General features: G+C 64.4%; 20 protein-coding genes. 11 read left to right on the forward strand and 9 right to left on the reverse strand.

Annotated features, from left to right (window positions below):
- Window positions 1-72: 72 nt before the first annotated feature.
- The 3 genes from P9236_RS05800 to P9236_RS05810 all read left to right on the forward strand — a co-directional run bounded on the left by P9236_RS05800 (window position 73) and on the right by P9236_RS05810 (window position 1,734).
- Window positions 73-720 (forward strand): hypothetical protein, encoded by a 648-nt coding sequence (locus tag P9236_RS05800; protein WP_278073658.1) that lies wholly within the window; start codon window positions 73-75, stop codon window positions 718-720.
- A 24-nt stretch (window positions 721-744) separates the two neighbouring features.
- On the forward strand, window positions 745-1,287 hold the full coding sequence (gene hpt, locus P9236_RS05805; RefSeq protein ID WP_059187960.1) for a hypoxanthine phosphoribosyltransferase: 543 nt from the start codon (window positions 745-747) through the stop codon (window positions 1,285-1,287).
- A gap of 75 nt (window positions 1,288-1,362) precedes the next feature.
- Window positions 1,363-1,734: a response regulator gene (locus tag P9236_RS05810; RefSeq protein ID WP_278073939.1), complete on the forward strand. Its 372-nt coding sequence runs from the start codon at window positions 1,363-1,365 to the stop codon at window positions 1,732-1,734.
- Between the two features lie 4 nt (window positions 1,735-1,738).
- Here the strand turns inward: P9236_RS05810 and P9236_RS05815 are convergent, their stop codons facing one another.
- Entirely contained in the window at window positions 1,739-2,689 is a 951-nt protein-coding gene (locus P9236_RS05815; protein WP_278073659.1) for a DMT family transporter, read from the reverse strand.
- Window positions 2,690-2,876: 187 nt separating this feature from the next.
- Between P9236_RS05815 and P9236_RS05820 the strand changes: the two genes are divergently transcribed.
- The gene (locus P9236_RS05820) at window positions 2,877-3,761 is read left to right on the forward strand and encodes a LysR substrate-binding domain-containing protein (RefSeq protein ID WP_278073660.1); all 885 of its coding nucleotides are present in this window, start codon (window positions 2,877-2,879) and stop codon (window positions 3,759-3,761) included.
- A 91-nt stretch (window positions 3,762-3,852) separates the two neighbouring features.
- Here P9236_RS05820 and P9236_RS05825 read toward each other — a convergent pair whose 3' ends face one another.
- Both P9236_RS05825 and P9236_RS05830 read right to left on the reverse strand, forming a co-directional pair.
- On the reverse strand, window positions 3,853-6,462 hold the full coding sequence (locus tag P9236_RS05825; RefSeq protein WP_278073661.1) for a TIGR02302 family protein: 2,610 nt from the start codon (window positions 6,460-6,462) through the stop codon (window positions 3,853-3,855).
- Window positions 6,463-6,575: 113 nt separating this feature from the next.
- Complete coding sequence (locus P9236_RS05830) at window positions 6,576-7,532, reverse strand: threonine/serine dehydratase (protein WP_278073662.1); 957 nt, start codon at window positions 7,530-7,532, stop codon at window positions 6,576-6,578.
- 50 nt (window positions 7,533-7,582) lie between these two features.
- Here P9236_RS05830 and P9236_RS05835 point away from each other — a divergent pair, with 50 nt between their 5' ends.
- On the forward strand, window positions 7,583-7,885 hold the full coding sequence (locus tag P9236_RS05835; RefSeq protein WP_278073663.1) for a metalloregulator ArsR/SmtB family transcription factor: 303 nt from the start codon (window positions 7,583-7,585) through the stop codon (window positions 7,883-7,885).
- Window positions 7,886-7,892: 7 nt separating this feature from the next.
- Here P9236_RS05835 and lysA read toward each other — a convergent pair whose 3' ends face one another.
- The 3 genes from lysA to argH form a co-directional block, all read right to left on the reverse strand.
- Window positions 7,893-9,161 carry a diaminopimelate decarboxylase gene (lysA, locus tag P9236_RS05840; protein WP_278073664.1) on the reverse strand — a complete coding sequence of 423 codons (1,269 nt, stop codon included), beginning with the start codon at window positions 9,159-9,161 and terminating at the stop codon, window positions 7,893-7,895.
- A 52-nt stretch (window positions 9,162-9,213) separates the two neighbouring features.
- On the reverse strand, window positions 9,214-9,420 hold the full coding sequence (locus P9236_RS05845) for a lipoprotein (RefSeq protein ID WP_066990222.1): 207 nt from the start codon (window positions 9,418-9,420) through the stop codon (window positions 9,214-9,216).
- A 73-nt stretch (window positions 9,421-9,493) separates the two neighbouring features.
- Window positions 9,494-10,894 (reverse strand): argininosuccinate lyase, encoded by a 1,401-nt coding sequence (gene argH / locus P9236_RS05850; RefSeq protein WP_278073665.1) that lies wholly within the window; start codon window positions 10,892-10,894, stop codon window positions 9,494-9,496.
- 36 nt (window positions 10,895-10,930) lie between these two features.
- On the opposite strand from argH, the gene P9236_RS05855 reads away from it, so the two are divergent.
- Window positions 10,931-11,614 carry a TlpA disulfide reductase family protein gene (locus P9236_RS05855; RefSeq protein ID WP_278073666.1) on the forward strand — a complete coding sequence of 228 codons (684 nt, stop codon included), beginning with the start codon at window positions 10,931-10,933 and terminating at the stop codon, window positions 11,612-11,614.
- Between the two features lie 152 nt (window positions 11,615-11,766).
- Here P9236_RS05855 and P9236_RS05860 read toward each other — a convergent pair whose 3' ends face one another.
- Window positions 11,767-14,208, reverse strand: a complete 2,442-nt coding sequence (locus P9236_RS05860) for an EAL domain-containing protein (protein ID WP_278073667.1) — start codon at window positions 14,206-14,208, stop codon at window positions 11,767-11,769.
- Between the two features lie 108 nt (window positions 14,209-14,316).
- Window positions 14,317-14,538: a hypothetical protein gene (locus P9236_RS05865; RefSeq protein WP_278073668.1), complete on the reverse strand. Its 222-nt coding sequence runs from the start codon at window positions 14,536-14,538 to the stop codon at window positions 14,317-14,319.
- Between the two features lie 265 nt (window positions 14,539-14,803).
- Here P9236_RS05865 and P9236_RS05870 point away from each other — a divergent pair, with 265 nt between their 5' ends.
- The 5 genes from P9236_RS05870 to P9236_RS05890 all read left to right on the forward strand — a co-directional run bounded on the left by P9236_RS05870 (window position 14,804) and on the right by P9236_RS05890 (window position 19,993).
- Window positions 14,804-16,153, forward strand: coding sequence for an extracellular solute-binding protein (locus tag P9236_RS05870; RefSeq protein ID WP_278073669.1), 1,350 nt, complete (start codon window positions 14,804-14,806; stop codon window positions 16,151-16,153).
- Between the two features lie 80 nt (window positions 16,154-16,233).
- Entirely contained in the window at window positions 16,234-17,118 is an 885-nt protein-coding gene (locus tag P9236_RS05875; RefSeq protein WP_278073670.1) for an ABC transporter permease subunit, read from the forward strand.
- A 7-nt stretch (window positions 17,119-17,125) separates the two neighbouring features.
- Complete coding sequence (locus tag P9236_RS05880; RefSeq protein WP_278073671.1) at window positions 17,126-18,040, forward strand: ABC transporter permease subunit; 915 nt, start codon at window positions 17,126-17,128, stop codon at window positions 18,038-18,040.
- A 14-nt stretch (window positions 18,041-18,054) separates the two neighbouring features.
- Entirely contained in the window at window positions 18,055-19,155 is a 1,101-nt protein-coding gene (gene ugpC, locus P9236_RS05885) for a sn-glycerol-3-phosphate ABC transporter ATP-binding protein UgpC (RefSeq protein ID WP_278073672.1), read from the forward strand.
- 40 nt (window positions 19,156-19,195) lie between these two features.
- Window positions 19,196-19,993 carry a phosphodiesterase gene (locus P9236_RS05890; RefSeq protein ID WP_278073673.1) on the forward strand — a complete coding sequence of 266 codons (798 nt, stop codon included), beginning with the start codon at window positions 19,196-19,198 and terminating at the stop codon, window positions 19,991-19,993.
- Window position 19,994: 1 nt separating this feature from the next.
- Here the strand turns inward: P9236_RS05890 and P9236_RS05895 are convergent, their stop codons facing one another.
- A complete protein-coding gene (locus P9236_RS05895) occupies window positions 19,995-20,141 on the reverse strand; it encodes a hypothetical protein (RefSeq protein WP_347405175.1) in 147 nt (48 codons plus the stop codon).
- Window positions 20,142-20,157 lie beyond the last annotated feature (16 nt).

Genomic DNA, 20,157 nt, shown 5'->3' on the forward strand with positions numbered 1-20,157 from the left:
CAATGGTTCCGGTGGGGAAGCATTAACCATTTGCGTTTACCCAAAAGCAACGAAGATTGCACTGGGGCCGTAATGGCTGAGGACAGAACCGCGCGCCCTGTTTCCGGCGAAATCATGACCGGCACGGCGGCAAATGCCGCGCCGGAGCGCGTCATGCTCGACGCGCCGGCCGACATCGTCGACGCCGACTATGTGGTGCTGCCGCGTTTCGCCGCCCGTTCCGAGCCGACGGTGGCGCCGCCACCGCCGCAAGCGCCTTCGACGCCATCCATCGAAGGCATGGGCATGCTGCGCAAACCGGAGGCCGCGCCCACGCGGCCGGTCTCGCGCGGCGGTCCGATCTTCTGGATCGCCGGAGTGGGCGCCGCACTCGTCGCTTTCTGGATCTCGGGCGGGCATGCGCTGGTGCGTCAGAGCCCCTTCTGGGCGACTGCGCAGCCGGCAAGCGCGCTCAGCATTTCCGGCGTGACCTCGCGAATCGACGTCTCGGGATTGAAGCCCGTCCTGTTCGTCGACGGCGAGGCAGCCAATGACGGCGCAAGAGCGGAAGCGCTTCCGCCGCTGGAAATCCGCGTCACCGACAAAGCCAGCAACGTCATCCGCTACAGGCTGGGGACATCCAACCGCTCGCTGGCGCCGGGCGAAAGATTCGGCTTTTCCAGCCGCCTCGATGTGCCTAGAAACGGCGTGAAAACCGTCTCTGTAATCTTCGCCGGCTAGGCGAATTCTCAAGAAAGGCAATCGATGCCAGTTGTGCGCGGCAAGGACATCGAGGTCCTGTTTTCGGCCTCGGCCATCGCCCGGCGTAATCTCGAGCTCGCCAAGGAGATCGCCGGGCGCGACTATCACGACTTGCTTGTGATCTCGATCCTGAAGGGCTCGTTCGTCTTCGCCGCCGATCTCATCCGCGCCATGCATGATGTCGGCCTGTCGCCCGAGGTGGAGTTCATCTTCATCTCCAGCTACGGCGCCGGCACCACCAGCGGCGAGGTCAAGGTGCTGCGCGACATCGACAACGAGGTCGCCGGACGCGACGTTCTGCTGATCGATGACATCCTCGAATCCGGCAAGACGCTTTCCTTCACACGCGATCTCATGCTGTCGCGGGGCGCCAGGAGCTGCGCCATCGCGGTGCTGCTCGACAAGCGCATGCGCCGCCAGACCACGCTCAACGCCGACTATGTCGGCTTCGACTGCCCCGACTATTTCGTCGTCGGCTACGGCATGGATGTCGCGCATGCGTTCCGGGAACTGCCGTTTGTCGGGGTCGTGAAGGGCGACGCGTAAGGTCGCGCTCTAAAGATCGCATTGATGTTTCGAATTTTCAGAAAACGTCAACGTTTCGGCGGCATCTATCTCGTCATGGCAAAGCTTCTGATCGTCGAGGACGATGAGTCCGTCCGCACCCTCGCCGCCCGCGCGCTGGAACGCGACGGGCATAATGTGGCCATCGCCGCCGACGGCGCGCAGGGGCTGGCGTTGATCCAGCAGAACCGCGGCGGCTACGATCTCGTGGTGTCCGACATCCGCATGCCGGAGATGGACGGCATCGAGATGGCGACGGCGGCAGCGAAACAGTACCCGGCGATGAAGATCATGCTGATGACCGGCTACGCCGACCAGCGCGAGCGCGCCGAGGAACTGAACGGCATCATCCTCGACGTCGTGCAGAAGCCCTTCACGCTGGCAGAGATCCGCGCCCGCGTCGGTCGGGCATTGAGCTGCTTCGCTTGACCGATTAGACGGCATCGCCGGTCGCGGCGAGCGCAGGCGCTGCGCTGCGCCGGCGTTCGCCGTTGAGTGCGACAAGACCGGCGCCGATGATCAGCGCCGCGCCAAGCACCGTCGTTGCCCGTGGGACCTCGGCGAAGAACAGGAAGCCCCACAGCGGCGACCACAGAATGCCGGTATATTCGAAGGTGGCGACGCGGTTGGCGGGCGCCATCCGGTAGGCTTGCGACAACAAGACCATGCCGGCGGAGGCGACGAAGCCGCAGGCGGCCATCTTAAGGAAGTCCGGCAGCGTCGGCCACACCCATGGCCGCACGAGGAAATCGAGGCTCGGATGGTCCGCGTGGGTGATGCTAGCCAGATGAAATATGATGGCGACGGCCGCTGCGCCGGTGAGGTAGGCGCCATTCTGGTAGAAGGCCATGACGGTCGAGGATTCGGTATCGCCGATCCGGCGCGCCATCAGCTGCGAGAAGCCGTAGAGGAATGCCGAGCCGAGCGACAGCAGCGCCGCCCAGTCGAACAATCCGGCGCCCGGGCGCAGCATCACAATCACCCCGACAAGGCCGATGAGCACCGTCGTCAGCGTCCGCCAGGAGACGTGCTCGCCGAGATAGGGCCCGGCAAGCGCCATGATGAAGAGCGGCGCCATGAAATAAAGCGCTATCGCGTCGGCCAGCGACAAGGCGGCGATCGCCAGATAGTAGACGGTGTAGGAACTGAACTGGATGAAGGCGCGCAGCGTCAGCATACCCGCTCGCTTCGACAGCAATGCCTTCAGGCCAACATCGGCCTGAACGACAAGGATCAGGATCGGCAGCGCGACGATGGCACGGATCGCCATCACTTCCGTCACCGGATAGCCGCCCGAAACCGCCTTCACCAGCGGATCCTGCAGCGAAAAAACGAGAACGCCCAGGCAGAGGCTCACAATGCCAAGCACCATCCGGTTCTGCATGTTCATTCCGGCGAAAAAGAGCCCGCTACCGTTGCGGGCAGCGGGCACGAGTGAGGACTCTTCGAATTGGTCCGCGGCCGATTTCGCGACCACATATCCAATGGGAGAGACGACTATCCTGTGGCGTTTGACATGTTGCAAACGAATTGGAATGATATCAGCAATCAAAATTTCTTATGGCGCACCCATGAAGCCTACCCTCGACAGCGACCTCCTGCGCACCTTCGTGGTGGTGGCCGAGACGGGCAATTTCACCAAGGCCGCCGAAAAGGCCGGGCGCACCCAGTCGGCCGTTTCCATGCAGATGAAGAAGTTGGAGGACATGGTCGGCGACAGCCTGTTCGAGCGCGGCTCGCGCGGGGTGGCGCTGACGCGCCGCGGCGGCGAGCTCATCGGTAACGCACGCCGAATCGTCTCGCTGCTCGACGAGACGGCGGCGTCGCTGGTGGCGCCGCCGCTCGGCGGCCTGGTGCGCATCGGGATCCCGGCCGAGTACGGACGCTCGATCCTGTCGCGGGCACTCGGCGAATTTGCCAAGCGCCATCCGCGCGTGGAGGTCACGGTGCGCTACGCCCATTCGGCTTCGCAGGTGAGGTCGCTGGCGGCGGGCGAGCTCGATCTCGCCGTGGTGTTCGAGTGGGAAGGCTTTTCCGGCGGCGAGGTGCTGATGCACGATCCGACGGTATGGGTGACATCGACGCTGCACCACATGCATGAGGAGCGGCCGGTGCCGATCGCGCTCTACAGCCGCGACGGCTGGTGCCGCGACTTCGCGATCAAGTCGCTGCAGCAACGCGGACTCGACTATCGCGTCGCCTATACCAGCGACACCAATGGCGGCCTGACGCTCGCGGTGACTTCCGGGCTGGCGATCGCGCCGATCTCGCGCAGCAACATCCCAGCCGACTGCCGCGAGCTGACCGCCGCCGACGGCTTCGGCGACATCGATTCTTCCAACGTGGTGCTGCACCGTAATCCGCTTGCGACCGGCGAAGCGATCGACGGCATGGAGAACGCGATCCGCGAGGCCTTCATGCTGACCAGGCAGGCGCAAGCCACGGCCAATCTTTGATCCGCAACTTTGGCAAGACGCTTTGGTCGGTCCGACCTATTGGCGAATCGCCAGCGCGGCCGGCGGAGCTTCGACAAAATGGCCGTGTGAACTATTTCAGCTCGAGCAGCCGTTCGAGATAGCTGCGCTCGATATCGGGGCTCAGCGCGTTGCCGAGGCGCTTGCGGATCGCCTCGAGGATCTGGCGGGCGCGCTGCACGTCGATCTCGTCCGGCACCTTGACCGAGTTGCCGTCGTCGGGGCCTTTCGTGGCGCGCGGCCGGCCGAGCGGATCGCGGTCGGCATCCTGCTGGCGTCCGCCCTGCTCGCTGCCGCCCTGGTCGCCCTGCATGGCCTGCATCTGCTTCATCATGTCCTTGGCGCCGCGGCGCAGCGCCTCCAGCGCGCGGCCCTGGTGGCCGACCGCCTGGTCGCCCTCGCCTTCGCCCAGCGCATGCTCGGCATCGCCCATGGATTTGCCGGCCTCGCCGAAGCCCTCATTGGGCTGCATGCCCATGCCTTCGAGGCCTTTCTTCAGCTTGTCCAGCTCGCTCTGCAATTGGCCCTGGCCCTCCTGCAGCTGCTTCAGCGCGTCGGAGAATTCCTGCGGCGTCATCGGCTTCTGCCGGCCGAGCGGGTCGCGATCGTTGCCGGTGCCTGGCTGCTGCCCTTCCTGCGTCTGGCCCTGCTGGCCATCCTCGCCCATCTGCTGGTCGCCATTCTGACCACGCTGGCCACGTTGCATCTGGTCGAGACGGAAGGTGTCGTTCATCATCTCCTGCTGACGGCGCATGATCTCGCCCAGCTTGTCCATCTGCTGGCGCATCTCGCTGTCCTGCTCGCCGCCCTGCTGCTGGCGGCCGGCCTGCAGGTTGTTCATCATGTCCTGCAGCTCCGACAGAAGCTGCTGGGCCCGGTCGCGGTCACCGGATTTGGCGAGGTTCTCGATCTCGTCCATCATCCGGTTGATGTCGCTCTGGCGCAGTTCCCGGCCGTTCTGCTGCATCTGCGGCGCGTTCGGGTTCTGCTGCGCGCGCTGGGCGAATTCCTGCAGGAACTGGTTCATCGCCTCGCGCAGTTCCTTCATCGCCTTGTTGAGCTCTTCGTCGCTGGCGCCGTTCTTGATGGCGTCCTGCAGCGCCTGCTGCGCTTGGCGCAGCCGCCGCTCGGCGGCCGACAGATTGCCTTCCTCGATGCCGAGCGCGATCTCCCACAGATAACCCACCTCGTTGCGCAGCTGATCATCGGTCTCGGCAAGCTTCAGCCGGCTCCTCGCACTCATGATCGCGAGATAATGCGACATGTTGTCGAACGTATCCTCTGGGCGCAACGTGATCGCGTCCATCAGGTCGAGCACGCGCGGCTTGGCGTTGGTGTCGAGCGCCAGCAGCCGGCGCTGCTCGATCACGGCGCGGGCTAGCGGATTGGAGAAGGGCCGCTCCGGCATCAGCAGCGTCTTGGTTTCACTGGTGGCGGTATGGCCGGCATCGTCCGTGGCCGACAGCGTCAGCTTGATGGTGCTGCCTGCCCAGACGTGCTCGGTCAGATCCTTGGTCGTCTTGGCGGCGCTCGCCTTGCCGCCGCGGCGCGGCAGCGTCAGCGGCATGTCGGGCGGGCCGTAGAGCGGATGCGCATTGGCTGGCGGCGGATCCGACAGTTCGAAGACGGCCTTGGCGGAGGCCGCGCCATAGTCGTCGTCGATCTGGTAGTTGAGCTCGATGGCTCCGTTGACGGCGCGCTTCGGCTCGCCGACGAAACGGATCGTCGGCGGCTTGTCCGGAATGATGGCGAAGGCCCAGTGACCGAGATCGTCCTCGCCGGATTTCAGCGTCAGCGTGCCATCGGTGCTCAGCTTGCCGGAGAACTGCCGCACCTTGAGTTGGGCAGCGGCAGGGGGCACCGGTTGGGCGGCGGCGGATGTGCCATCCTTCGGCGCGGCCGGCTCGATCGCGCGGTCATTGCCGTTCGTGTCGGCATAGTTCAACGTTTCCTCGCCGGTTCCGCCGGTGACGCGCAGCGAGACGTCGCTGCCCTGCGGGACGCTGAAGGTTTGCGCGGCCTGATTGACGTCGGCGGTCAGGAACAGCGGCGGCTTGCCGGTATAGGCGGGCGGCGTCACCCAGGCATCGATGCGCGGCGGCACGGTATCGCGCACGGCACGCGCGACGAAGCCGTCGCCGATCCTGCCGCCAAAAGGCCCGAAGGAGAAGGCGAAGGCGGTGACGAACAGCAGCCCGACCAGCGCCCGCAGGCCCCAACGGTCATAATCCGGCACGCTTGAGCGCGGCCTGTCGGCGCCGAGGCTGGAGAGCCGCTCGGCCATGCGCTTCTGATGCTCGCGCCACAGCGCCTGCGAGAAAAGGCTTTCCGCGCCGCTCGGCCGGTCGGTCTGCACCTGCACCGGGCTGTGCAGCAGCTCGTTCGCGGCTTCGATGCGCCGGTCGACCTCGGCGGCGGAAGGAATGCGGAAGAAGCGCAGCGGATAGAGCGCCGCCAGTGCCGATATGGAGAACAGGATCAGGAGCCCGATCCGCGCCAGATCCGGCAAGCGCTGGAACAGACCCAGCCACGACACGCTGAGAAACAGGCCGGCGACCACCGCCAGCGGCAGCAGCAACGGCCAGCCACGCTCGAAGATCATCGAGGTCCGCGTCGCCAGTCGGCTCAGGGCAAGTCGCCCGGCCAGGCCGCGTACGCCACTGGAAATGGGTCGTTCCGTCATCGGCCCTTCCTGCCCGGGCGGGATAGCCCGGACCTCATGAGCAGAGGATAACACCAAACACGGCGAAGGCGAGGCAGGTTCCGAAAACGTGAAGGGCTCCGCCCCGTTTATGGTCAGAAATTCGCGGGATTTGTGTTGGAGCCGCAGACCAGGACGGCCACACGCTCGCCGGGGGCCGGCGCATAGCGGCCGGAAAGCACCGCGGCGAAGGCTGCGGCTCCGCCGGGCTCGGCGATGATTCGGGCGCGATCCCAGAGCGCTCTCTGGGCCGCCACGATGTCGTCGTCGCCGACCAGGATCGAACGCTCGACGAAGGCTTCCGCGATCGGGAACATCATCTCGCCGACGCGCTTCGGCGCGAGCGAATCGGCGGCGATCCCTTCGGCCGGCGCATCGACCGGCTTGCCGGCCTCGAAGGCGCGATAGAGCGTCGGCGCGCCCTGGGGCTCGATGGCGACGATGCGGATGCGGCCAGAGAACCAGGCGGCGATGCCGCCGATCAGGCCGCCGCCGCCGACGGCGACGAGAAGCGTGTCGAGCTCGGGCAGGTCGGCCTCGATCTCGAGGCCGAGCGTGCCCTGGCCGATAAGCGTCTCTTCCTGGTTGAAGGCATGGATCTGCAAGGCGCCGGTCCTGGCGGCGAAATCCTCGCTGGCGGCGAGCGCCTCGGCGTAGCGCGCGCCGCCGACGACCAGCTCGGCGCCGTAGCCGCGGATGCGCTCGAGCTTCGCCGGCGGGCTGACTTCCGGCACGAAGATGGTGGCCTTGTGGCCGAGCTTCATGGCGGCGTAGGCGACGGCGGCGCCATGATTGCCGCCTGAGGCGGCAACGACGCCGGCTTCCGGCACCTGCCGCTCGAGCAGGTTTGTGAAAGCGCCGCGCGCCTTGAACGAGCCGGAATGCTGCAGGCATTCGAGCTTGAGATCGATCGGAAAGGCAGGTCGGCCAAAATCCGCCATGTCGACGCGCATCACCGGCGTGTGCCGCACATAGGGGCGGATGCGCGGTTCCACTGCGGCAACGCGCTCGCGCGTGAGCGTCCCTTTGTCCGACGTATTTGTGTTCAACATGGTTTGCTCCTCGGGATTGACTTCAATTAGTAACTTAGCAAAATGGCTAAATGCAAGAGGTCGACATCTTAAAAGCAATGGCCAACGAACGCAGGCTGCAGATCCTCGATTGGCTGAAGGATCCGCGCCTGCATTTCCCGCCCCAGACCGATGGCGATCTGGTCGAGGATGGCGTCTGCGCGCTGCTGATCGCCGAAAAGCTCGGCATCACCCAGCCGACGCTCAGCGAACATATGCGCGTCTTGACCCAGGCCGGCCTGCTCAGCGCCAAGCGCACCAGGCAATGGATATTCTATCGCCGCGACGAGGAGAGGATCGCCGAAGCCAAGGCGCTTATCCAGCAGCGGATCTAGCGCCTGGCTACTTCAGCCAATCGGGCAGCGAATCCAGTCCGATCAGTTCCTCATAGGTCCGGCGCGGCCGCACGACATGGAAACGATCGCCGTCGACCAGCACTTCCGGGACCAGCAGCCTTGTGTTGTAGGTGCCGGCCTGCACCGCGCCATAGGCGCCGGCGGTGGCGACGGCGATGAGGTCGCCGGACTTCAGCCTGGGCAGATCGCGGTCGAGGCCGAGGAAATCGCCGGTCTCGCAGACCGGCCCGACAATATCGACTTTCATGCGCGGCGTGGCGGCCGGCGGCTGCACCACCGGCTTGATATCGTGGAAGGCGTCGTAGAGCGTCGGCCGGATCAGATCGTTCATGGCGGCGTCGACGACCAGGAAGTTCCTGGCGTCGCCTTCCTTCACATAGATCACTTCGGAAACCAGGATGCCGGCATTGCCGACGATCAGCCGGCCGGGCTCGAACATCACCTTCAGGCCGAGCCGGGTGACATGTTTCCTGACGATCTCGGCATAGGCGTCGGGCAGGGGCGGCGGGCTGTTGTCGACACGATACGGGATGCCGAGGCCGCCGCCGAGATCGACGTGCTCGATTGAATGGCCATCGGCGCGCAGCACGCCGACCAGCTCCACCAGCAGCGCGAAGGCGTCGTCGAAAGGCTGCAGCTCGGTGATCTGGCTGCCGATATGGGTGTCGATGCCGGTCACCCGGATGCCGGGCAGCTCCGCCGCGCGGGCATAGACCTGGCGCGCCCGCTGCCACGGGATGCCGAACTTGTTCTCGGCCTTTCCGGTCGAAATCTTCTTGTGGGTCTTGGCATCGACGTCCGGATTGATGCGCAGCGAAATCGGCGCCACCTTGCCGAGCGCCACCGCGCGCGCCGAGAGCAGTTCGAGCTCCGGCTCGGATTCGACGTTGAAGCAGAGGATGCCGGCGGAAAGCGCGAAATCCATTTCCCACGCGGTCTTGCCGACGCCGGAAAACAGGATCTTGTCGGCCGGGATGCCGGCGGCCAAGGCGCGGCGCAGTTCACCTTCCGACACCACGTCGGCGCCGGTGCCTTGCCTGGCCAGCGTCTTCAGCACGGCCTGGTTGGAATTGGCCTTCATGGCGTAGCAGACCAGCGCGTCGAGCCCGGCAAAGGCTTCCTTGAAGACGCGCAAATGCCTGGTCAGCGTCGCCGTCGAATAGCAATAGAAGGGCGTGCCGACGCTGGCGGCGATATCGGGGATTGCCACATCTTCGGCGTAGAGCACGCCGTCGCGGTAGTCGAAGTGGTTCACGGGAAAAGGTCCGAAAATTGGAGCACGATGAGATCGGACGATCTCATCGGCTCTAGAGCAAGGGGTCGAGGATGAACTTCTTGTCCTTGACCGGTTTCTCCGGCTCGGGCGGCAGCGGCTGCTTGGCTCGCTCCGCATCCTTGCGCGCCTGCACTGCCGCTTCGTAGGGGGTATCGAGGCCGCCCCTCCTGCCGCAGGCCGTCACGGTGACAACCGCCGCCAGCAGCGCGAGCGTCACCAAAATCCTGCCTCGGGTCATCGATCCATCCGTTCGAAACTGTTTTGTCCAGCCGCCGCTTTTAGCCGAGTTTGCAGCGCATTGCATCCCGGCATTACGCCTTGGCCAGGCGCTTTTTCCAGTAGCGGATTTGTTTCTTCACTTCCGACGGCGCAGTGCCGCCGAAGCTCACACGGCTCTTCACCGAATTCTGCACGGCGAGTACCGAGAAGATGCCGTCGGTGATGCCGGGATGGATCGAACGCAGGTCCTCCAGCGAGAGCTTTTCCAGGCCGACCTTCTTCTCCTCGGCAAGGGCGACGGCGCGGCCGGTGACGTGATGGGCCTCACGGAAGGGGAGGCCGAGATTGCGCACCAGCCAGTCGGCGAGGTCGGTCGCGGTGGCGTGACCAGCGCCGGCGGCCTTCTTCATGGCGGCGGCGTTCACGGTCATGTCGCGCACCATGCCGGTGGTCGCCGCCAGCATCAGGTCGAGCGTCTCGGCGGCGTCGAAGACCGATTCCTTGTCCTCCTGCATGTCCTTGCCATAGGTCAGCGGCATGCCCTTCATCACCGTCAGCAGCCCGACGAGGTGGCCATTGACGCGGCCGGTCTTGCCGCGCACCAGCTCGGCGGCGTCGGGGTTCTTCTTCTGCGGCATGATCGAGGAGCCGGTGGAGAAGGAGTCCGAGAGCCGGACGAAGCCGAACTGCGGCGTCGACCAGATGATGATCTCCTCGGCGAGCCGCGAAAGATGCGTGCCGCAGATGGCGGCGATTGACAGGAACTCAAGGGCGAAGTCGCGATCCGACACGCTGTCGAGGGAGTTGCGCATCGGCTCGCGGAAGCCCAGTGCCTTCGCCGTCATATGGCGGTCGATGGAAAAGCTGGTGCCGGCGAGCGCGGCGGCGCCCAGCGGGCTTTCGTCCATGCGCACGATGGCGTCGTTGACGCGCGACAGATCGCGGCCGAACATCTCGACATAGGCCATGCAATGGTGGCCGAAGGTCACCGGCTGCGCCGCCTGCATATGGGTGAAGCCGGGCATCACCGTTGCCGCGTGCTCCTCGGCGCGTTCGAGGAAGGCGGCGATGAGGTCCTTCAGCGCCTGGGCGACGCGCTGGCATTCCTCCTTGACCCACAGCCTCAGGTCGAGCGCCACCTGATCGTTGCGCGAGCGGGCGGTGTGCAGGCGGCCGGCGGCCGGACCGATCAGCTCGGCAAGGCGCGCCTCGACATTCATGTGGATGTCTTCGAGCTTGGTCGAGAATTCGAACCTACCAGCCTCGATCTCTTTCAGGATCGTGTTCAAGCCGTGAGCGATTTTTTCTTGATCGGCCGGCGAAATAATGCCCGTCTGCGCCAGCATCTCGCTGTGGGCGATCGATCCGCGGATGTCCTGCGCATAGAGTTTGCGGTCGAAGGAGATCGACGCGTTGATCGCTTCCATGATCGCGGCCGGACCCGAGGCAAAACGTCCGCCCCACATCTGGTTGCTGGCCTTCTTGTCGCTCATCGCTATAACCCGTACTCCGGAGCAGTTCTAAGAAAAATGGCAGACGGCAAAAAATTCTTCCCGGCCCCGCGCCTCATCCTCGCCGCCATGGTGGCGGGCGTGCTGGCCGGCGCGGTCGCGGTATATGTCAGCGAGAGCGGTTCTGGCAACAATGCCCAGTCGCCGCAGGCTGCGGCAGACAACAGCAAGGATGATGTCGCCTGCAAGGCCAAGGCCGGGCGGGCCAAGCAAGTCGCCGCGAAGGCCGTCGGCCAGGTCGCGGCGCTGCAACCGGCGGACCCGCCGCAATCGCTGAAAAGCCTTGCCTTCAACGGACCGGACGGCAAGCCGATGACCATCGCCGACCATGCCGGCAAGACGGTGCTGCTCAATCTCTGGGCGACATGGTGCGCGCCCTGCCGCGCCGAAATGCCAGCGCTCGACGCGCTGCAGAAGGAGAAGGGCGGCAATGCCTTCGAGGTCGTCGCGGTCAATGTCGACACTGGCGACGACGCCAAACCGAAGAAATTCCTCAAGGAGATCGGCGTCGAGACGCTCGGCTACTATCGGGATCCGACGATAGCTTTGTTCAACGAGGTCAAGACACGCGGGCTGGCGCTGGGCTTGCCGGTCACCATGCTGATCGACGGCGAGGGTTGCCTGATCGCGCATATGAACGGCCCGGCGGAATGGTCGAGCCCCGACGCCAAGCGGCTGGTGGAAGCCGCGCTCGGGCCGTGATCCTAGAGCGGTTCATCGTTTCACGGAATCGCCGAGCCCGCTCTAAGTATTTGTTCTCACGCAATTCCGGACGGAAAACCGTTTCACACTTTTCCTGAAATTGCCCTAAACGGGAAGCCGGGTTCGCTTCGTCGACCTGCGGCTTGAGGTGATCAGTTCGAGCGAAGCGCGGCGGCGGGCTCCAGCATCAGAATGCTGCCAGCATGCGGCTTGACATGGTCGTTGGCCGCCGGCGCCGGCACGCCGGTCAGCTCACTGAAGGTTTCGATCGGGCCCGGCCTGCCAAGATAATATCCCTGGCCGATCTCGCAGTCCTCGGCATCGAGGAAGCGCAGTTCGTCCAGCGTCTCGACGCCTTCGGCCAGGACCGGGAGGCCCAGGCCGCGTCCCAGCCCCAGCACGGCGCGCACGATGGCCGCGACCTGCCCGTTCCTGTCGACCGACTTGATGAAGGAGCCGTCGATCTTGATCTTGTCGAAGGGGAAGGCGCGCAGATTGGAAAGGGATGAGTAGCCGGTTCCGAAATCGTCCATCGCGACGCGGACGCCGAGCGCCTTGACCTGCCGCAAGGTCGCGAGCGCCCGCGGCATGTCCTTGATGAGCGCCGTCTCGGTCACCTCGAGCTCGAGCCGGCCGGCGGGAAGGCCGGACCGCAGCAGGATCTGATGCACCTTGCGGCTGAAGTTCGGATTATGGAGCTGCACGGCCGAGACATTGACGGCGATCGTCAGCGGATTCTTCCAGCGCACGGCCTCCTCGCAGGCCGTCGCCAGCACCCATTCGCCGATCTGGGCGATAGCGCCGCTGTCCTCGGCCACCGGGATGAAAACCGACGGCGGGATGTCGCCGCGCTCGGGATGATGCCAGCGGATCAAAGCCTCGAAACCGATCATCTTGCCGCTGCTGATCTCCTTCTGCGGCTGGTAGACGAGCCGGACCTCGCCGCGCGACACCGCCTGGCGCAGATCGTGCTCCATGGCGCGCCTGTCGCGCGTCTCCGCGCCCATGGAGGCCTCGAAATAGCGGTAGGTGTCCTTACCCTCGGCCTTGGCGCGGTAGAGCGCCGTATCGGCGTGACTGACCAGCGCCGCCTGCTCATCGGCATCGAGCGGGTAGAGGGCGATGCCGATGCTGGCCGATACCAGCTCGCCGCCCGGCGACAACCCACCTTCCTGGCGCAGCTTTGCAAGCACCGCCTCGGCGATGCGGCCAGCAGCCTGCGGATTGGGAAGGTTGGGGGCGATGATGGCGAACTCGTCGCCGCCGAGGCGGGCAAGCATCTGCCCGTGGCGGAGCACGCTCGAAGCGCACTGCGCCACTTTTTGCAGCACGGCGTCGCCGGCCGCGTGACCGAAGAGATCGTTCACTTCCTTGAACCGGTCGAGATCGAGAAGCATCAGCGCAAGCTGGCCGTCCTTGCCGCTGCCGTCCGCTGCGGCGATCTCGCCTTCGAGCCGGTTGGTGAAGCTGCGGCGGTTGGCAAGCCCGGTCAGCGGGTCGAAATGTGCAAGCCGCAGGATTTCCTGCTCGGCCTTCTTGCGCTCGCGTATGTCGCGCACCGCGACGACGTCATGAGGCTTGCCGCAATAGTCGATGCTGCGGGCGATCAGCTCCACGGGAATTCGGGTGCCGTCCTGGCTCAGCAACTCGGCTTCCTGCGCCTGGCCCTTGCCGGCGGCGATGCTCGAGGCAATGCGCTCGCCGAAAAGATCGCCGAGTGTCATCGTGTTCAGCGTGCCGGCGGCGACGCCGCTCAGCGCCGCGATGCTGTCGTTGGCGCTGACGATGCGGCTGCCGTCGCAGACGATGAGCCCTTCCACGGCGGCATTCGCCAGGCCATGCATGCGCTCGGCCTCGACCCGGTGGCGGCGGAAGCGCAGATCGATGCGGAGCGCCGCGGCCGAGAGCACCAGGATAACCAGGCTCGCCGCCGCGGCGGCGAAGGCCTGAGACATCGGCGCGATGGTGAATTGAGAGATCTCTATCGAGGAATCCGGATAGATCGAGACCGCCGCCATGGCGATGAAATGCAGCGTGCAGATCGCCAGCGTCATCAGGATGGCGGCGGCGACTGTCGTCAGCATCGACGGGCGGCGCAGCACGACGAACAGCGAGAGCGCGGCAAGCGTGACGCCCGCCGCCAGCGAAAGGGCGACGAGCAGCTCGTTCCAGACGATCCTGCCCTGGACCTCGAACGCCGCCATGCCGGTATAATGCATCGCGGCGATGCCGATCCCGAGCACGGCGCCGCCGACCAGGGTATGATCGATGCCGCTACGCAGCGTGGCGATCCACATTCCCGCTGCGGTCAGAAGAACGGAAATCGCCAGCGAAAGCGCGGAAAGCTCGGCGTTATAGGCGTTGGGTATTCCCGGCGTGAAAGCGGTCATGGCAATGAAATGCGTCGCCCAGATGCCGAACCCGGTCGCCGTGGCCGCGATCGACAGCCATGCGTAGCGGTTTCGACTGGTCGATTGCTCGACATGGCGAAGGAGATTGACCGCTGAGAAGGACGAAATTCCGCAGATGAGCGCCGCAAGCGCGACCAACCTCAGATCGTGCTGATGCACGATGCAATTATAGACGGTCAACATCCGGCTTCACCTGATCTTCCCGCATCAATCAAGTTAAGATTGATTAAGGCTCGACGGCTGAAGAATCGATTAGCGCGCCTGCAACCGAGGCGTGCGTCTCAGGTTGTATCATTCGACGATCGCATCGACATGGCAGGGACGCCCGACGTTCCAGGCCATCACCGTCAGGCTTCCGCCTGCGCCGTCGCTGGACGTCCTGCCGCCGATCTCGATCTGGCCCAATGCCGGAATGGCGGCAGCGTGGCGCATATGGGTCGCGCTGTCGCGCAAGCCGTCCCGCATTGCCTGGCGGTCAGCCATCGGCACATGGGTCAATTGCGCGACAAGCATGTCATCGGTCCAATTTGGCCGGCGCTCAATTTAGCCGGTTAATCATGAGTGGTCTTTACGCCGCTTCGCCGCGCCCTAGCTTCCTAGACCGCCGATATGACGATTTCATGCCGGCGCGACCGCCGAGGGGGAGGAGAGACTGGCTGTCCACAGGGCCTTACCTACCGGTCCAGGGGCCACAACAGAACTGTCACATACCTTCTCTAAGAGAGCGGGCAAGGACTGCGCAAAACCTTGTCGAACTGCCACTCAAGAGGGAAAAACCATGACCATCATCAAGCGGGGCCTCGCTGCCCTTGCCGCCGCGCTCAGCACCGCGCTCGCGGTTCCTGCCTTTGCAGAGCCGGTGAAATTCGATTTCTGGTTCGGCCTGTCGGGCGATCTCGCCCGCGTCGTCGACACGCTGTGCAAGAACTTCAACGCCTCGCAGTCCGATTATGAAGTGGTCTGCACCAGCCAGGGCAATTATGACGCCACGCTGCAGAACACGATTGCCGCCTTCCGCGCCGGCAAACAGCCCACCGTCGTCCAGGTCTATGACGTCGGCACCGCCACCATGATGCTGTCGGGCGCCTATAAGCCCGCCGACAAGCTGATGGAAGAGAACGGCTACAAGATCGATTACAGCGACTATTTCCCCGGCATCGCCCGCTACTACGCGACCTCGAAGGGTGAGATGCTGTCCTTCCCGTTCAACTCGTCGACGGCGCTGATGTACTGGAACAAGGACGCCTTCGCCAAGATCGGCAAGACCGAGGCGCCGAAGACTTGGGAAGACGTCGGCGCCGACCTCAAGGCGCTGAAGGACGCCGGCTATGATTGCCCGATGGCGATCAACATCTCCGGTAACGAAAGCTGGCAGCTGATGGAGCAGTTCTCGGCCATCCACAACCAGCCGATCGCAACCAAGAACAATGGCTATGACGGCCTCGACGCCCGCCTGGAGATGAACAAGACAAAGTTCGTCCAGTACGTCACCGACCTGAAGAAGTGGTATGACGACGGTCTGATCAAGATCAAGTCGAAGGACCTCGGCCAGGACATGGTCCAGGCCTTCGCCACCGGCACCTGCCAGGTCATCATGACCTCGGTCGGCGACCACGGCACCGTCGGCAAGACCCAGAAGGAAGGCATGAACTGGGATGTCGCCGAGCTGCCCGTCTATGCCGGCACCGAGCGCAAGAATTCGCTGGTCGGCGGCGCCTCGCTGTGGGTGCTGTCCGGCAAATCGGACGCCGAATACAAGGGCGCGGCCGCCTTCCTCAACTTCATCCACGACCCCAAGACGGCTTTGTTCTGGTCGACCAACACCGGCTACATTCCGGTGACCAAGTCGGGCTTCGAGTACATGAAATCCAGCGGCTTCTACGACAAGGCCCCTTACAAGGGCCGTGAAGTGGCGATCGCCAGCCTGACCGCCTCGGAGCCGACCGAGATCACGCGCGGCATTCGCCTCGGCAACTTCACCCAGATCCGCGCCGAATTCGGCACGCAGATGCAGGCGATCTTCGCCAACAAGGAAAGCGTGCAGGACGGCATCGACGCGCTGGTCAAGAACGGCAACGCTATCCTCGACCGCTTCCAGCAGACCTATCCGAACAAGACGCTGCCCTAAGCAGTAGACATTTTGAGGCTGCCCGTCGAAACTCGACGGGCGGCCGTTTCATATCCGAACCAGGCATCGTCGGCGGATCGATGGAAAAACGCGTCACTTTCGGCAGATGGACGATCGGCATCCTGTTCGCGGTGCCGCAGCTCCTCCTGATCTTCACCTTCTTCTATTGGCCTGCCGGCCAGGCGGTCTACTGGTCGCTGACGTTGCAGCAGCCCTGGGGCGGCGGCAACATCTGGGTCGGCCTCGACAATTTCCGCTCGATCCTCGCCAATGCCGACTATTGGAATTCGATCACCGCCAGCATGATCTTCGCCGGCATCAGCACGGGTCTTGCGATGGTCATCGCGCTGGTCCTCGCCGCCTTGACCGACCGGCAACTCGCTGGCTCCTGGCTGTATCGCGTCGTGCTGATTTGGCCCTACGGCATCGCAGCGCCGGCTCTGGCGCTGGCGTTTCGTTTCATCCTGGCGCCGGAAGCCGGTTTCATGGCCGCTGTCAACAAGTTCTGGCCCGGCTTCTGGGATCCCGGCCTCAACGGCGCCGACGCCATGGCCTCCGTCATCATCGCCTTCTCGTGGAAATATGTCGGCTACAATTTCATCTTCTTCCTGGCCGCCCTGCAGGCCATCCCGCGCTCGCTGATCGAGGCGGCGGCCATGGATGGGTCAGGCGTCGTCCGCCGCTTCTGGGACATTCAGTTCCCGCTGATCACGCCGACCATCTTCTTCCTGCTTGTCATCAACATCACCGAAAGCTTCCAGGATTCCTTCGGCATCGTCGACATTATGACCGCCGGCGGCCCGGCCAACGCCACCAATTTGATGGTCTACAAGATCTATTCCGACGGCTTCAAAGGGCTCGATTACTCGGGCGCGGCTGCGCAGAGCATCATCCTGATGCTGCTCATCGTCCTGCTGACTATCGTCCAGTTCCGCTTCATCGAGCGGCGCGTGCATTATCGTTGAGGCGGCCATGGTCGAGCGCACCCCGATCCTCAACTTCTTCACGCATCTCATCCTGTTTGCCGGCTTCGTATTCTGCGTGGCGCCGTTTGTCATCGTGGCGATCGCGGCCTCGCACAATCTGAAGGACGTCAACGACGTCCCGATGTCGCTGCTGCCGGGCAGCGACTTCTGGGTCAACATCAAGACGGCGTGGACGACGGCCGATCTCGGCCCGAAGCTGCTCAACTCCTTCATCATGGCGTTCGGCGTCGCCGCCGGCAAAGTAATCGTGTCGGCGCTGACGGCCTTCTCGATCGTCTACTTTCGCTATCCCGGCCGCATGCTGATCTTCTGGCTGATCTTCATCACGCTGATGCTGCCGCTCGAAGTGCGCATCGTTCCGACCTACGCGGTGGTCGCAAACGTGCTCGATCCCTATCAGGCGATCATGGATCTGACGGGGCTTTCCTGGCTGATCCAGAAGGTGTCGGGGGTTCAGGTCCAGCTCAGCCTGGGACTGCTCAATTCCTACAGCGGCCTGATCCTGCCGCTGGTCGCCACCGCCACCGGCACATTCCTTTATCGCCAGTTCTTCCTGACCGTGCCGGACGAATTGACCGAGGCCGCGCGCATGGACGGCGCCGGCGCGCTGCGCTTCTTCGTCGATATCCTTCTGCCGCTGTCGCGTAACAACATGGCGGCGCTCGGCACCATCATGTTCCTGTGGGCCTGGAACCAGTATCTGTGGCCGTTGCTCATCACCACCGACCAGTCGCATGCGATGGCGGTGACAGAGCTGAAGCAGCTCATCCCCAACGTCGGCGGCGCGCCGGAATGGCATATCGCCATGGCCGGCACGCTGATCATCATGGTGCCGCCGATGATCGTGGTGGTGCTGATGCAGCGCTGGTTCGTGCGCGGCCTGATCGCCACCGAAAAATAGGGAGACGATAAAAAATGGCCTCCATTGTCATCCGCGACGTCCGGAAGAGCTATGCCAAGATGCAGGTCGTGCACGGCGTCAACCTCGATATCAGATCCGGCGAGTTCGTCGTCATCCTCGGCCCGTCTGGCTGCGGCAAGTCCACGCTGCTTCGCATGATCGCGGGGCTCGAGGAGATCTCCGACGGCGCGATCGCCATCGACGGCACCGTGGTCAACAAGCTCGAGCCGCGCGAGCGCGGCTGCGCCATGGTGTTCCAGAACTACGCGCTCTATCCGCATATGAGCGTTGCCCAGAACATCGGCTATTCGCTGAAGGTGGCCGGTGTTCCCGCCGCCGAACGCAACCAGCGCATCCAGGCCGTCGCCCGCATCCTGGAGCTCGAGCATCTGCTCGACCGCAAGCCGATGGCGCTCTCTGGCGGCCAGCGCCAGCGCGTCGCGATGGGCCGCGCCATGATCCGCGAGCCCAAGGTCTTCCTGTTCGACGAGCCGCTCTCCAATCTCGACGCCAAATTGCGTGTTCAGATGCGCTCGGAGATCCGCAAACTGCATCGACGGCTCAATGCCACTTCCGTCTTCGTCACGCACGACCAGGTCGAGGCGATGACGCTGGCCGACCGGCTGGTGGTGATGAATGGCGGCCGCGTCGAGCAGGTTGGCACGCCGGCGCAAGTCTACAGCAGGCCGGCGAGCCGGTTCGTGGCGACCTTCGTCGGCGCGCCGGCGATGAACATGCTCGAAGGCACGGTCACGCTCGACGGCGTGTCGCTGCTCGGCGACAGCCGCAAGCTCAACGTTTCACGCGCCGGCCTCCCGGTCGGCTCGAAGGTCGCGGTCGGTATCCGGCCGGAGGCCGTGCGAATGGTGGCGCCGGGAACGCCCGGCGCGCTGGCCGCGACGGTCGATCTTGTCGAAGAACTCGGCGCCGGCCGGGTCGTCTACGTCGATCTCGACGGCGCGCCGTTCTCGGTGGTGACCTCCGAAACCGTCCACCCCGAGCCCGGTAGCGCCATCGGGCTGCAGTTCGCGGAGAGCGACCTGCATTTCTTCTCTTCGGAGACCGGAAGCCGGCTCGACGTGTTCAAGGCTTCGGTGCCGGAACCGGCTCTATAATCGCCGAGGCAGTCTGCCCAAAATCGCAAGAGGGTCCGGAATGAAGATCATCCAGGTTACCGACGTCCATCTCGGCGGTCGGGGCGAGGTTCGCTACGGCGTGAACCTGCATGAACGGCTCGACCGCTGCATCGACGATATCAATGCCCGCCATGGCGACGCGGCGCTCTGCATCTTCACCGGCGATCTGACCGAGTCGGGCGAGACCGAAAGCTATGCCGACCTGAAATCGGCACTCTGCCGGCTCTCCCTGCCGTATCGGCTGCTGCCTGGAAACCATGACCGCCGCACCAACCTCGTCGCCGCCTTCCCGGAAAACGGAACCGACGGCAACGGCTTCGTCCAATCGATCTCCGATACGCCCGAGGCCCGGCTGGTGTTCCTCGACAGCCTGGCCGAAGGCCGCGTCACCGGGGAATTGTGCGACGATCGGCTCACCTGGCTGGACGCCAGGCTTGCCGAGGCCGAGGGCAGGCCGGTTTACCTCTTCCTGCATCATCCGCCGGTCGAGCTCGGCCTGACCATTCTCGATCCGCTCGGCCTCGAACAGCCGCAGCGCCTGCTCGATGTGCTCGTCCGCCACGGCAATGTCCGCTACATCTTCTTCGGCCATGTCCATCGCGACATTGCCGGTACGGTCGCCGGCATTCCGTTCTCGGCGCAGCGCGGCCTGAATGCCCGCTTCATGCTCCATCTGACCGGCGACGAGGTGGTCGAGCAGGCGCCGCCGGCCTATTCGACCATCCTGATCGACGGGCAGCGCGTCATCGTGCACAGCCACGACTTCCTGGAGAACTGGCCGCTCTGGTCGCCGGCGACGGGCGAGCGGGTGCGATAGATCACCCGAGCGACAATGTGGGCGTTCCCCGTCCTTCGACCAGCTTTACCGCTTTCCTGTCGAAGGAGACGAAGGTTTCGCCACCGAGCCACTGACCATCGAACGCGATCACACCATCCGCGAAATCTCCCCCGGCGTCGAAGCGCATTATTTTCAAGGTGGAG

Origin of the sequence: Mesorhizobium sp. WSM4884, from assembly GCF_029625675.1 — a bacterium.
GTDB lineage: Bacteria > Pseudomonadota > Alphaproteobacteria > Rhizobiales > Rhizobiaceae > Mesorhizobium.